Genomic DNA, 14,799 nt, shown 5'->3' on the forward strand with positions numbered 1-14,799 from the left:
TTTATAAAAAAATAAAAAAGCACAAGATCTCTCTTGTGCTTTTTTTTAAATTAACAAACCTGTAAATAATAATAAATTAACTCATAATAATTTCACCAATCCAAACCCCACAATAACAGCTGTCCAGACTGCAATCATACCCGGAATCATAAAACTATGATTTAAAATCCATGAGCCTGCTTTTGTAGTTCCGGATCTGTCAAAATTTATTGCGGCCAGATCACTCGGATAAAAACAAAAGAAAAAATACGCATAAGAAGCAGGAATACAAGCTATCAATACCGGTGTCGGAATTCCTAAAGAAATCCCTAAAGGCATAATAACCAATAATGTTGCTGCCTGGCTTTTCAGGAATGCAGAAGCACAAAACATTGCCAATGCAAATGTCCACGGATGTGCCGTTACAGTTTCACTAATCAGTGACAAAATATAAGATTTATTATTTTCTATTACCGTATCACTCATCCAGGCAATACCAAAAATCATAATCGCAGCTACCATTCCTGCATTAAATACTTTGGTATCAGAAATACTTTTTGCTGATATTTTAGTCGCAAAAAGTATTATGGCTCCAACCGCAAGCATTACAAATTGCAGTACAATACTCATTTTTAGAGGATTTCCTTCTTTATCTAATGGAAGAATCGCTTCAGGGAAAATCGCAATAATTACAATTCCTAAAATTCCAAGCAAGAAAAGCGCTAAAGCCGTTTTAGATTTTTTTCCGGATTTATTCGTTTGCTGTTCAAGATCTCCAAAAATGTATTTTCGTTGTTCTTCATCTTTTATTTTTTCCTGAAAATCAGGATCGTTTTCTAAATCTTTTCCTCTTTTCAAACTCCAAAGCGCAGCAAGAAGTAAACCGGCAAGACAAGACGGAATTGTAATTTTAAGAATATCTATAAGACTTACGTGCAAATTTGCTGCCGCAAAAATCCCGACCAATGCTGCGGCCGCTGCTGAAATTGGACTTGCTGTAATCCCTAACTGACTGCAAATTGCTGCCATTGCCATTGGGCGTTCAGGGCGAATTTTATTTTTAATCGAAACATCATAAATAACAGGCAACAAAGGATAAACTGCATGTCCTGTACCAACAAGCATAGTAAGAGTAAAACTGGTTAATGGTGCCAAAAACACAATTTTATTTGGATTCTTACGAAGCAACTTTTCAGCATAACTCACAATTAAATTCAAAGCTCCTGTCGCCTCTAATGACGATGAAGTGGTTACTACGGCAAGAATAATCAACATTACTTCAATTGGAGGTTTTCCCGGTTCGACACCATATAAAAACACCAATAGGGTAACTCCTAAACCACCAAGCATACCCAAAGCAATACCTCCATATTTTATCCCGAAATAAATAATTACAAGAAGCAAAACCAATTGACTCCAAAATAAGAATGGAGCGTTTGCCGGTATTGATTTTTCGGCATCCGTAGTGGCTTTTTTGGCGCAATCAGTTGATACTTTTTGAGCATTTACAACTGATTTTGAATCATTTGATTTTAATTCTGATGCTGTCGAAACAACAGCGGCACTTTGTTCAGCCACAACAGGCTCTGTTTTACTTTCATTTTTTCCCAAACAAAGACTCATTCCTGTCATTATTAAAAAAAGACAGAGATAGATTTTTTTACTTATTTTCATTTTTTTTTACATTTTATTATTTAACCATTACCATGTGAGCGATAAAATATCTGGCTTAACATTTAGAAAAATCTTCCTTGAAATTGTATAATAAAGAGATTGTTATCGTATGCAGTAGTATTTGCGATATTGCGTTTATAATTATCGAACTGCATTCCCATTTCGATACGTCCGGTATAACCTTTTCCAAATTCTAAACCTGCCATTGGCGTATAGGTTTGCCTGGCGTTTGAATTGATTTTAAAACTTCTGTCAAAATATTCATAACGACATGAAAACTCTATGGCGGTTAATTTTTGGTATTTAATTTCATACCTTAAATTGGGTAAGAAATAAGCGCCACGCATTTCATAATCATTGATATTTCCGGTTCTTGAATCTGCGGCTAAAGAGTAATACAAATAATGATTGATTCCTTGTTTTGCTTCAAGTTGAGTTTGTAGTATTAATTTATCTGTCAATTTAAAATCAGCTGTAAGATCTAGTGCAACTGCAAAAACTTTATTATTCAAAACTTCGCCAATACCTCCATTGACACCAAAATTGACATTATGTTTTTTATCTAATTCGAAAGCAAGACGCGAAGAATATTGTTTACCATCGTCTTTATCTGACACTTGGTTTCTTCCGTTACCATTTACAGCAGAAAAAGCATAACTGACCGGCAGTTTACCAAGATTAAAACTTCCAAAAACAGAAGCTCCAATTTGAAAACTTGCCCAGCCATTATTTCCAAATTCAGTATATTGATTAGAGTAATCGAATGATCTAAGGATATCAGCAGGATTTAATTCCTCGATTCCAAAAGCAGGCCTAAACTGTCCGGCCATAACGCCTATGTTTTTACTGAAAATGTATCTTGCAAAGGCATTTTCTAAAACCTTGTTTTTAGGATCTGATTTAAAATCAGCAAAATTGGCTAGAATAACAATATCAAAGCCCTCACTTAATTTGGTGGTAAGTCCCAAACGCATTCTTTTAATATCAAAAGTATCTTCGACAGCATCACCATTTGAATGCTGAAGACCCGTTGTAGCATCTATACCATGCGTAAAACCACTTAAGTAACGTCCCTGAAAAAGTCCCTGAACTTTAAATTGTGGATATTTTATTTCTGTTTGGGCGCTGGAATCTGTTGTTTGCCCATTCGAGAAAAAGGGAAGTAAAAAGATTAAGAGTACAATCTTTTTAGAGAAAAATTTATTTAAAAAGTTCATAATAAAAGTTTAGAATTATTTTATTTTGTAAAAATTAAACTACAAATAAGTTATTTTTACTCTACTAAAATTATCTAATACTTAGAATTACAATTCTGATTTATATCATGTTTTTAACATTTATTTAATAATCATTTTTATACGTTTTTTATCAAAAAAAAGGGCATTAGAATTAACTAACGCCCTTTTTATTATTATATTTTTAACTAGATTACTTCTCTATCTCTCTCATAGAGTCCATTTTTTTGTGCGCTAAGAAACCGGCAACATCTTCAAAATGCTCTTTCACGCGTTTGTTTCCAAACTCAAAAACTTTAGTCGCTAATCCGTCAAGGAAATCACGATCGTGAGAAACCAGAATTAAAGTTCCGTCAAAGTCACGCAATGCATCTTTAATAATATCTTTGGTTTTCATATCAAGGTGATTCGAAGGCTCATCCAGAATCAATAAGTTAACTGGCTCCAACAATAATTTAATCATTGCCAAACGCGTTTTTTCTCCTCCTGAAAGCACTTTTACTTTCTTGGTAATATCATCGCCCTGAAACATAAAAGCTCCCAAAATATTTTTTATCTGAGTACGAACATCACCTACTGCAATTGCATCTATAGTTTCGAAAATCGTAGCATTTTCATCTAATAATGAAGCCTGATTTTGGGCAAAATATCCAATTTGAGAATTGTGTCCAATTTCTACGCTTCCTTCATCGATGCCAATTTCTTTCATGATCGCTTTGATCATAGTCGATTTTCCTTCACCATTTTTACCTACAAAAGCTACTTTTTGTCCTCTTTCGATCACAATATTAGCATCTTTAAAAACCACATGATCTCCGTATGATTTAGAAAGTTCCTTTACCACAACAGGATATTGTCCTGAACGTGCCGCTGGTGGGAATTTTAATTTTAATGCTGAATTATCCACTTCATCAACTTGTACAATTACAAGTTTCTCAAGCATCTTAACACGAGACTGAACAGCATCTGTTTTAGAGAAAGTTCCTTTAAAACGGTCAATAAAAGCTCTATTATCAGCAATCATTTTTTGCTGCTCATCATAAGCTTTTTGCTGATGCACTCTACGATCTTTTCTTAATTCTAAGTAATGAGAATATTTTGCTTTATAATCGTAGATTCTTCCCATTGTAACTTCGATAGTACGATTGGTTATATTATCTACAAACGCTCTATCGTGAGAAATTACCACAACTGCTTTTGCTGAATTGATCAGGAATTCTTCTAACCATTGAATACTTTCGATATCCATGTGGTTGGTAGGCTCATCCAGTAAAATTAAGTCTGGTTTTTGCAATAAAATTTTAGCCAATTCAATACGCATTCTCCATCCTCCTGAAAATTCAGAAGTCTGACGTGTAAAATCTTCACGCTCAAATCCTAAACCAACTAATATTTTCTCTACTTCAGCTTCGTAATTTACTTCTTCGATGGCATAAAACTTTTCGCTTAAGTCAGAAACTCTTTCGATCAATTTCATGTAAGCATCACTTTCATAATCCGTACGAACGGTTAATTGTTCGTTGATTTCATCGATTTCAGCTTTCATTTTAAAAATTTCACCAAAAGCTTTTGATGCTTCTTCCATTACAGTCGAACCATCTTTAGTTAATAAATGCTGAGGCAAATAAGCAATAACCGCTTCTTTTGGAGCCGAAATACTTCCGGTAGAAGGTTTGCTCTGACCTGCAATTATTTTTAAAAGTGTCGATTTTCCCGCACCATTTTTACCCATAAGGGCAATTTTATCATTTTCATTTATAGCAAAAGAAACATCGCTAAATAATGTAGTTCCACCAAACTGAACCGAAATATCGTTAACTGTAATCATTACTTTTTGTGAATTTGTTTAATCGGTTAATCGTTTAGTTGACCACCTATTTTTTTCGTGGTGCAAAGATAGATTAATTAGAGTATTAGACAATATTATTTAGATTACTGGATTGTTAGATTTTTGAAATTACACCAATATTCCTACATATTTTAAAATTTTCGCCTTATCTTGTATAATAATTTAAAAACCAGCAAAATATGAGAACGAAATTAAACTTGATAGCCAGCCTAATTGCAGGATTAATATTTGGACTTTCTGCAAATGCACAAAAAACTGTAATTAAAAAAGAAGCTTTACCGGCAAATGCACAAGCTTTTCTAAAAACCCATTTTGGCTCTAAAAAACCGAGCTATATTTTACAGGATAAAGAAATTCTTTCTACAGAATATAAAGTTCAGTATGATAGTACTATTGAAATCGAATTTGATAAAAAAGGAAACTGGAAAGAAGTAGACGGCAAAAGTTCTAAAATTCCTTCGTCTATTATCCCGAAAAAAATCGCTTCGTATGTAAAAACAAACTTCCCTAAAGAAAAAATAACCAAAATAGAATTAGGATCTTCCGGTTACGAAACGAAACTTACCAATGGTTTAGAATTAAAGTTTAATCTAAAAGGAGATTTTACTAAAATAGATAAATAGCATTTGACTAAAATCTAACGTTAGATTTTCAGCCACAGATTATAGGATTTTCACTGATTATTTCTTTAAAAAGAGTTTATAATCCTTTCGAAAGAATCTTTTTTAATCCTATAATCTGTGGCAAAAAAAACAAAAATAAAACCCGACAAATTCTAAGACTTGTCGGGTTTTCTACATTATCTAATTATCTAATTGACTAATTATCTAATTAAGTTAATCTTTTCTCCACTTTTTAGTTTCCTCAAAAATATGTTCTAAGATTGCAGATTCTGTTTCGTCGAAATCTATGTTTCGTCTTCCCATCACTAATTTAGCTGTCTCAAAAGCTTTTTTGGTTACATAAGTCGTAAAACCTGCTGCTCCGCCCCAAGAAAAACTTGGTACAAAATTGCGAGGAAAACCACTTCCAAAAATATTAGCGCTTACTCCTACTACAGTTCCGGTATTAAACATGGTATTGATTCCGCATTTACTATGATCTCCCATCATCAAACCACAAAACTGAAGTCCGGTTTTAGCAAACCCTTCAGTTTCATAACTCCATAACTTTACTTCCTCGTAGTTGTTTTTCAGGTTCGAATTATTACTGTCGGCACCAATATTACACCATTCACCTAAAACAGAATCTCCTAAAAATCCGTCATGCCCTTTGTTTGAATTTGCAAAAAGAACCGAATTTTTAACCTCTCCACCTATTCTGGATCCCGGACCAACTGTTGTTGCACCGTAAACTTTCGCATTTAGTTTAACTTGTGCATTTTCGCATAAAGCAAAAGGACCACGAATTACGGTTCCTTCCATAATTTCTGCATTCTTACCTATATATATAGGTCCGTTTGAAGCGTTAAGAGTCACAAATTCTAATTTTGCTCCTTCTTCAATAAAAATATTCTCAGGGGCAATAACATTTACACTTTTCGGGATGGCTTGCGACTTTCTGTCTTCAGTTAGATAAATAAAATCTTCACGAATTGCAGCGTCATTCTTAGAAAAAATATCCCAAGTATGCTCTACAGTCAAAGCATCTCCGTTATATTGAATGATTTCGTACGAATCAAAATCTACTTCTTCCTGATTTTCTGATGTAAAAAAAGCAATTACATCATCGCCTTTAAAGATGGCTTGATTTTCTTTTAACTCAGAAACCAACTCAGCAAGTGTATCATTTGGCAAATATGCCGCATTGATCATTACGTTTTCTTCCATTTCCACCATCGGGAATTTGGTTGAAAGGTAATCTTCAGTAATAGTTGTTATGGTCGAACCTAAACGTGCTTCCCATTTTTGGCGAATCGTCATGATTCCAATTAGTATGTCAGCAACAGGTCGTGTAAAAGTAAAAGGGAGTAAAGCATTCCGGACGGGACCGTCAAAGAGAATGTAATTCATAAATATAAAAATTTGCTACTTGTTAAAATCTTGATTTGGTTATCGAGATCAAAGTTACAAATATTTTATTTGTTCTATTAAAAAGTACTCTTATTCAAAATAAGAAAATAATTGCTTTTTTGGCTAACATATTTTTATACTGATAATCATTTAACCGCCAAGAACGCAAAGTTTATATTATTAAGTTTTTGCAAAAAGTAAAGTTCGCAAAGCTTTGTATAGATTTAGCTTTGCGAACTTTGTGTTTTCTAAATATAATGCCAGATAAAAATCTTTGCGCACTTTGCGGTTAAATTTTACAATTCCATAAAAAAAGCCTTCCAAATTGGAAGGCTTTTGTATAAATAAAAACAGTTATTAGTTTTTAACGTGTTTTGCATATTTAGTTTTGAATTTATCAATACGTCCTGCAGTATCGATAAGTTTAGATTTACCAGTATAAAAAGGGTGAGATGTTCTAGAAATCTCCATTTTTACAACTGGATACTCAACTCCGTCAACTTCAATTGTTTCTTTTGTATCTGCAGTAGATTTAGTGATAAAAACTTCGTCATTTGACATGTCTTTAAATGCAACTAATCTGTAATTTTCTGGGTGAATTCCTTTTTTCATCTTTTCTTTTTATTTATTGTTTAGAGCATTTTTATTTTGAAGCTTTTTCATGGTTAGAAAAAGGTGTAAACAAAGGATACTCTTTTTTTGTTTAAAACTTTTTATTATTTCAGAGTGCAAATTTACAATTCTTTTTTAATCTACAAATGTTTAGGTCACTTTTTTTTAGTTAAATTCAAAAAGCTTTTTTATCTCTCATATATTGGGAATTGCTATATTTGTGGATTAATTAAACTAAATAATTTATGGATAAAAATATATCTCCTGCTAAGTCAGGAACTATGTACGGTCTTTTGTTCGGTGTTATAATGGTTTTAGAGTTTGTCATTATGTATGTAATTGGCATGAAATCATTAGTAAATTCAAGTGTTGGAGTAATTGTAAATATCTCAAATTATTTAGTATTACCTCTTATATTTATTTACTTAGGTTGCAATCATTATAAAAAGGATATCAACAACGGATTCATATCTTTTTCTGAATGTTTAAAAACAGGGATTTCAATTACTGTTCTTGCAGGCTTGGTATATGCTATATTTAGTGTAATTTTTAATCTAATATTTCCTGAATTCATAAATGAAATGCTGGAGATTTCTAAAGAAGGAATGATAACTCAGAATCCTAATATATCATCAAAAGAATTAGAAATGGGACTTAGCATGGTGAAAAAATTCATGAATCCATTAATTGTTCTTCCAGTAACACTTGTCATGTATTCATTAATTGGATTAATATACTCTCTAATTATCGGAGCAGTCGTAAAGAATGACAAACCTTAAAGTCTATAATAAAATATAAATGAATTTATCTATACTTATACCGCTTCTTAACGAAGAGGAATCACTAAAAGAACTCTATTCGTGGATTATTAAAGTGATGCAATCTAACAATTACTCTTATGAAATCATTTTTGTAGATGATGGAAGTACAGATGATTCTTGGAATATTATTGAAAGTTTTTCTAACGAAAATCCTAATGTAAAGGGAATTCGCTTTATGAAAAACTTTGGAAAATCACAGGCGCTGCATGCTGGTTTTGCAAAAGCACAAGGAGACGTTATTATTACAATGGATGCGGATTTGCAGGATAGTCCGGATGAGATTCCAGGATTATACGAAATGATCACGGCCCAGAAATTTGATTTGGTTTCAGGCTGGAAAAAGAAACGTTACGACTCTGTTGTGGCGAAAAATCTTCCGTCGAAACTTTTTAACTGGGCAGCCAGAAAAACTTCGGGTGTTGAATTGAATGATTTCAACTGCGGATTAAAGGCTTATAAAAATACGGTGGTAAAAAACATTGAGGTTTCGGGCGAAATGCACCGTTACATTCCTGTTTTGGCAAAAAATGCCGGTTTTAATAAAATCGGAGAAAAAGTAGTGATTCACCAGGCACGTAAGTACGGTGAAACTAAATTTGGAATGGAGCGTTTTATAAACGGTTTTCTGGATTTGATCACTATTTGGTTTTTATCCCGATTTGGAAAAAGACCTATGCACTTATTTGGTGCGATGGGTTCATTAATGTTTATTATCGGGTTTTTAGCAGCCGGATATATAGGTATATCTAAATTATACCATATGTATAACGGAATGAAATATAGCCTTGTAACCAGTAATCCTTGGTTTTTTATTGCTTTAACTACCATGATTTTAGGAACTCAATTGTTTCTTGCAGGTTTTCTTGGTGAAATTATTTTAAGAACTAAAAGCAACGAAGCACGTTATAAAGTAGCCAGAGAGGTTAATTTTTAACGTGAAGTCCTAGCCCTGATGGTAGCGGCATCCTTTTGTGGCGGGGTTCGCCACAAAAGATATAGCGGACAGCAGGAAATAGCTCCTGAAAATTATTACTATTTTAATTTAAATATAAAAATATACGAATGATGAATATAGCACCTAATATTTTGAATGCTGTAAACGAATGGTTGACACCTACATTTGACAACGATACACAAGCTGCGGTTAAGGAATTAATGACTACGTCGCCAAAAGAACTTGAAGAGAGTTTTTATAAAAATCTTGAATTTGGAACTGGCGGAATGCGCGGTGTTATGGGTGTTGGAAACAACAGAATTAACAAATATACGCTTGGAAAAAATACTCAGGGATTATCTGATTATTTGCATGAGGTTTTCCCTAATCAGCCTTTAAAGGTTGTTATTGCTTATGATTGCCGTCATAATAGCAATACTTTGGCTAAAGTTGTGGCTGATGTTTTCTCTGCAAACGGAATTCACGTTTATTTATTCTCAGATTTACGTCCGACTCCTGAATTGTCTTTTGCTCTTAAATATTTAGGCTGCCAATGCGGAATCGTACTTACGGCTTCTCATAATCCGCCGGAATATAACGGATATAAAGTATATTGGGAAGATGGAGGACAAATTGTTCCTCCGCAGGATGGGGCAATTATTAATGTAATCGAAAATTTAAGCTACGATAAAATTAAGTTTAATGCTAATGAAAGCCGGATTGAATATATCGATACTGAAATTGATAAGGCTTTTGTGAAATCGTCTATAGAAAACGCAAGTTTTAATACTCCGGCTGAAGCCAAAGATAATCTGCAGATTGTTTTTACTTCGTTGCACGGAACTTCTATAAAATCTATTCCTGATACTTTATCGCAAGCGGGATATAAAAATGTTCATATTGTACCAGAGCAGGCAGTTCCAGACGGGGATTTCCCAACGGTAAAATCTCCAAACCCAGAAGAGCCTGAGGCTTTGACTATGGCTTTGGCTTTGGCAGACAAAACCAATTCTGACATTGTTGTAGGAACTGATCCTGATTGCGACCGTCTTGGTGTTGCGGTTAGAAACAACGATGGCAAAATGATTTTGCTAAACGGAAATCAGACCATGATTTTGATGACTTCTTTTTTATTGAAACAATGGAAAAAAGCCGGAAAAATTAATGGCAAACAATTTGTAGGTTCTACGATTGTTTCTACTCCGATGATGATGGAATTGGCCACAAACTACGGCGTTGAATGCAAAATTGGTTTGACTGGTTTTAAATGGATTGCTAAAATGATCAAAGATTTTCCGGAACTCGAATTTATTGGAGGTGGTGAAGAAAGCTTTGGTTTTATGGTTGGTGACGCTGTTAGAGATAAAGATGCTGTTGCGGCTACTTTATTAATATGCGAAGTTGCAGCACAGGCAAAAGCAGCAGGAAGCAGTGTTTACAATGAACTTTTACAACTTTATGTTGAAAATGGTTTTTATAAAGAACACCTGGTTTCGTTAACCAAAAAAGGAATGGAAGGTTTGCAGGAAATTAATCAGATGATGATTGATTTACGCCAAAATCCTTTGAAAGAAATTAGCGGACAAAGAGTAATTATGGTCGAAGATTATCAATCGTCTATTGCTTTGAATTTATTGACTGGTGAGGAATCTACAATGGATATTCCGAAATCTAACGTTTTGATTTATTATACTGAAGATGGTTCTAAAATTTGTGCAAGACCAAGCGGAACTGAACCTAAAATTAAATTCTACATTAGTGTTAATGCAGAATTAGATTCGGTTGCCAATTTTGATGCTGCAGAAAGTTTCTTAGACGAAAAAATACAAAATATCATTGCAGCAATGCAATTGAAATAATAACATTACCGAAATAGCAATCAGATTGAGCATTCAACTAAAAGTTAAAATTGCATAACGACAACAATCAAAACACTCTATTTCAATAAATTATAATTTTGCACACAATGTGTGCATAATTTCAGCTACAATTCTAAGTAAATTATTACAGAATTATTACTGAAAAACTCGAAAGAGTAATTGCTACAGCAGAAAAAAACATATATAAATAAATGAGTAACATAAAAAAAATAATTCCTTTTATATATCCGTATAAAAAATATGCATTCTTAAACATTTTTTTCAATGTTTTGTATGCGCTTTTTAGCACGCTTTCGTTTGTTGCTTTAATACCAATGCTTCAGGTATTGTTTGATAAAAACAAACAAATTACGGAAAAACCGGTATATCACGGAATTTTAAAAATTCAGGACTACGGTCAGGATTATTTAAGCTATTACATTACCACCACAAAAGGTACACACGAACCTGGTTATGTTTTATCTGTAATGGTCGCAATCATCATTTCTATCTTTTTATTAAAAAACCTAGCCGATTATTTTGCCATGTTTTTTATTACTTTTTTACGAAATGGTGTTTTAAGAGACATGCGAAATGCAATGTACAAGAAAACGCTTGAATTGCCTTTGGCTTTTTATTCTGAAAAAAGAAAAGGAGATGTTATTTCAAGAATTTCAGCTGACGTAAATGAGGTACAAAACTCGTTTCTGGCTATTCTGGAACTTATTGTAAAAGAACCTCTGACTATTGTATTTACAATAATCATGATGCTGATTATTAGTCCTAAACTAACGCTTTTTGTTTTTATTTTTATTCCTGTTTCGGGTTATATTATTTCATTAATTGGAAAACAGCTAAAAAAACAATCTACTAAAGCACAACAGGAACAAGGTACTTTTTTATCAACTATAGAAGAAACTATTGGAGGCTTGAAGGTGGTAAAAGGGTATAATTCTGAAAATTACTTTAACAGTGTTTTTCAAAATTCTACGGAACGTTTTTTTAATTTATCAAACATAATAAGCAATCGCCAGAACTTAGCTTCTCCCGCAAGTGAATTTATGGGAATTACCGTAATCGCTATCTTGTTATGGTATGGAGGACAAATGGTTTTAATTGATAAGACACTAGATAGCGCTGCTTTTATTGCCTATATGGGATTAGCGTATAATATCTTAACTCCGGCAAAAGCGATTTCTAAAGCTTCTTATGGAGTAAAAAGAGGAAATGCAGCAGCAGAACGTGTTCTTGAAATTCTTGATCAGGAAAATCCAATTACTTCTAAACCTGACGCTATTGTAAAAACATCTTTTGATGATAGTATTGAGGTTAAAAACATCAATTTTAAATATCAGGACGAAACAGTTTTAAAAGACTTCTCTCTTACGATTAAAAAAGGACAAACCGTAGCACTTGTTGGTCAATCCGGAAGTGGAAAAAGTACGATTGCCAACCTTATGACTCGTTTTTATGATGTAAATGATGGTACTATTTCTATAGACGGAATTAACATCAAAGACATGAATTTGCAATCTCTTCGTGGATTAATGGGATTGGTTACACAAGACAGTATTTTATTTAATGATACTATAAAAGCGAATATTTCGTTAGGAAAATTAGATGCTACAGATGACGAAATTATCGAAGCGCTAAAAATCGCCAATGCTTTTGAATTTGTAAACGAATTGCCTTTAGGAATTTATACCAACATTGGAGACAGCGGAAACAAGCTTTCAGGAGGACAAAAACAACGTTTATCAATTGCCCGTGCTGTACTAAAAAATCCTCCAATTATGATTTTGGATGAAGCGACATCAGCTCTGGATACCGAAAGCGAAAAATTTGTTCAGGTGGCTTTAGAGAATATGATGCAAAACAGAACTTCGATCGTAATCGCGCACCGTCTTTCGACTATTCAAAAAGCAGATTTGATTGTTGTAATGCAAAAAGGAAAAATAGTAGAACAAGGAACGCATGATCAATTAATCAATCACAACGGAACTTATAATAAACTGGTAACGATGCAGTCTTTTGAATCGTAAATAAAAGATTAGACTTTTAGCCACAGATTGTACAGATTAACACAGATTCTTTTTTTAACGAAATAAAATCATTTTAATCTTTACGATCTGTGGCTTTTTTTTTAGAATAAATTTTAAAACTTAAAAAATGTATCTCAACAATCCGAACATAACGCTTCCTGATGATCCAGATACAATTGTTTGGAAATACTTAGACTTATCTAAATTTCTTGATTTATTATTGTCTAAAAAACTGTTCATGTCCCGATCTGATAAGTTTGAAGATCAGTATGAAGGTACTTTTAGCGAACCTACTTTTGAGGAGATTAAAAAACTCGCCGCTGATAATCCTGAATTTTTAAGTTATTACAAGACACATCGCGAAAAAGTAGCTATTAGCAGCTGGCATATTAACGAATATGAGTCGTTTGCTATGTGGCAGATTTTCACTCAAAACAGCGAAGGATTAGCAATTCAGTCGACTATTGGCAGATTACAAAAGGCAGTGAGACCTGAAAATAATTTTGACCAGTATATTGGCGAAGTCAATTACATCGACTATAAAAAAGAATACATTCCGTTTGATGATTTGTTTTTCCCGTTTCTATTTAAAAGAAAAAGCTTTCAGTACGAACGCGAAGTACGCATTCTTACTGACACTTCAAAAAGCGACATCAAACTAAATGACGGTTTAAAAATAAACGTTGATCTTAAACAATTAATCGAAAGGATCTACATTCATCCAAAATCTGAAAACTGGTACAAAAAACTCGTTATTGATTTAGTAGACCGTTTAGGTTTTGATTTTGATATTGAAAAATCTGATCTGGAAAGCGACATATTGATCTAAAGGCGCTAAGCTACTAAGGTTCTAAGGTGCTGAGTTTTTTTTTGCCACTCCCGATAGCTATCGGTATATATAGATTAAAAGGATCTTAACCATCGTCTTAAAAGAAAAAGTCCTTTAAAAATTAATTGATTTAATTTTTAAAGGACTTTTTCTTTTTGATTCCAAATCTTAGCAACATAGAACCTTAGTAACTTAAAATCTTTAAATAGGTTTATAACTCTTAACCTCCCATTTTTTAGAACCTAAATCTATGTAGTTATAATGTAAAACGTCATTTTTATCAAATTGTCCGTTTTGATTGGTATCTTCGATTGTTCTGAAATACAAACGGCTTTTAGATTCTACCAAACTCCAATCTATTAATTCCTGAAAATCTTCGGAAATCTTTGTGAAATTTTCTCCGCTGATGTTGCTTAGATATAATGTTTTAATATCTCCTGAATCAATTTTACCGTCTTTATTAGTATCTGAATCTGCAAGAGTATAAACCATTATTTGGTTTTGAGTTCTATCTGCAACTGACTTTAAATAAGTAGCCGTTAAGATCAAAGCCGGTTTATCTGTTAAAGGACGAATAGAATCTGAATCTACTTTTTGAAATTTTAAATTTTGTAAATACCCTGTAATTTCATACTCGCCTAAATTAGAAATAGTAAAGCTTACATCATTTACACTAGACGATCCGTAGCGTGATTTGGTTCCCTTTTCGAAAACACGTAAATCACCAACAGGATGAATTAAATAACTCGTTCCTTCCATCTGAATAGGTAAATCGGCTATTTCAATCTGCGTTGAATCCGTCTTTGACACCACACTTGATTTATTGGCAGCATCATAAATTACTTTCGGTTTCTGAACTTCATCTTTACAACTCGCTAATGTTCCGATGATTGCTAAGGCTATATAGGTTAAGGATTTTTTCATGTATGCTAATTATATTAGGATATCAAATA

At 33.1% G+C, this 14,799-nt stretch carries 12 protein-coding genes; 6 read left to right on the forward strand and 6 right to left on the reverse strand.

The window, feature by feature from the left end; translation table 11 throughout:
- Positions 1–81: 81 nt before the first annotated feature.
- From L0669_RS00615 to L0669_RS00625, 3 genes are all read right to left on the reverse strand, one after another.
- A complete protein-coding gene (locus L0669_RS00615) occupies positions 82–1,653 on the reverse strand; it encodes an anaerobic C4-dicarboxylate transporter (RefSeq protein WP_263760553.1) in 1,572 nt (523 codons plus the stop codon).
- 62 nt (positions 1,654–1,715) lie between these two features.
- The gene (locus L0669_RS00620; protein ID WP_263760555.1) at positions 1,716–2,870 is read right to left on the reverse strand and encodes an OprO/OprP family phosphate-selective porin; all 1,155 of its coding nucleotides are present in this window, start codon (positions 2,868–2,870) and stop codon (positions 1,716–1,718) included.
- Between the two features lie 211 nt (positions 2,871–3,081).
- Positions 3,082–4,716, reverse strand: coding sequence for an ABC-F family ATP-binding cassette domain-containing protein (locus tag L0669_RS00625; protein WP_173970381.1), 1,635 nt, complete (start codon positions 4,714–4,716; stop codon positions 3,082–3,084).
- Positions 4,717–4,916: 200 nt separating this feature from the next.
- Here L0669_RS00625 and L0669_RS00630 point away from each other — a divergent pair, with 200 nt between their 5' ends.
- Positions 4,917–5,360: a PepSY-like domain-containing protein gene (locus tag L0669_RS00630; protein WP_263760557.1), complete on the forward strand. Its 444-nt coding sequence runs from the start codon at positions 4,917–4,919 to the stop codon at positions 5,358–5,360.
- A gap of 213 nt (positions 5,361–5,573) precedes the next feature.
- On the opposite strand, the gene L0669_RS00635 is transcribed toward L0669_RS00630, so the two are convergent.
- Both L0669_RS00635 and L0669_RS00640 read right to left on the reverse strand, forming a co-directional pair.
- A complete protein-coding gene (locus L0669_RS00635) occupies positions 5,574–6,749 on the reverse strand; it encodes a GlmU family protein (RefSeq protein ID WP_263760559.1) in 1,176 nt (391 codons plus the stop codon).
- 357 nt (positions 6,750–7,106) lie between these two features.
- Positions 7,107–7,361, reverse strand: a complete 255-nt coding sequence (locus tag L0669_RS00640) for a type B 50S ribosomal protein L31 (protein WP_029272307.1) — start codon at positions 7,359–7,361, stop codon at positions 7,107–7,109.
- A gap of 245 nt (positions 7,362–7,606) precedes the next feature.
- Between L0669_RS00640 and L0669_RS00645 the strand changes: the two genes are divergently transcribed.
- The 5 genes from L0669_RS00645 to L0669_RS00665 all read left to right on the forward strand — a co-directional run bounded on the left by L0669_RS00645 (position 7,607) and on the right by L0669_RS00665 (position 13,846).
- On the forward strand, positions 7,607–8,140 hold the full coding sequence (locus L0669_RS00645; RefSeq protein WP_173971766.1) for a DUF4199 domain-containing protein: 534 nt from the start codon (positions 7,607–7,609) through the stop codon (positions 8,138–8,140).
- 19 nt (positions 8,141–8,159) lie between these two features.
- On the forward strand, positions 8,160–9,116 hold the full coding sequence (locus L0669_RS00650; RefSeq protein WP_173971765.1) for a glycosyltransferase family 2 protein: 957 nt from the start codon (positions 8,160–8,162) through the stop codon (positions 9,114–9,116).
- A gap of 131 nt (positions 9,117–9,247) precedes the next feature.
- Positions 9,248–10,975, forward strand: a complete 1,728-nt coding sequence (locus L0669_RS00655; RefSeq protein WP_263763887.1) for a phospho-sugar mutase — start codon at positions 9,248–9,250, stop codon at positions 10,973–10,975.
- A gap of 212 nt (positions 10,976–11,187) precedes the next feature.
- Complete coding sequence (locus L0669_RS00660) at positions 11,188–13,017, forward strand: ABC transporter ATP-binding protein (RefSeq protein WP_263760561.1); 1,830 nt, start codon at positions 11,188–11,190, stop codon at positions 13,015–13,017.
- A gap of 127 nt (positions 13,018–13,144) precedes the next feature.
- Entirely contained in the window at positions 13,145–13,846 is a 702-nt protein-coding gene (locus L0669_RS00665) for a hypothetical protein (RefSeq protein ID WP_173971763.1), read from the forward strand.
- A gap of 201 nt (positions 13,847–14,047) precedes the next feature.
- Here the strand turns inward: L0669_RS00665 and L0669_RS00670 are convergent, their stop codons facing one another.
- On the reverse strand, positions 14,048–14,770 hold the full coding sequence (locus tag L0669_RS00670; protein ID WP_263760563.1) for a hypothetical protein: 723 nt from the start codon (positions 14,768–14,770) through the stop codon (positions 14,048–14,050).
- Positions 14,771–14,799 lie beyond the last annotated feature (29 nt).

It is taken from the genome of Flavobacterium bizetiae, assembly GCF_024271895.1.
Lineage (GTDB): Bacteria > Bacteroidota > Bacteroidia > Flavobacteriales > Flavobacteriaceae > Flavobacterium > Flavobacterium bizetiae.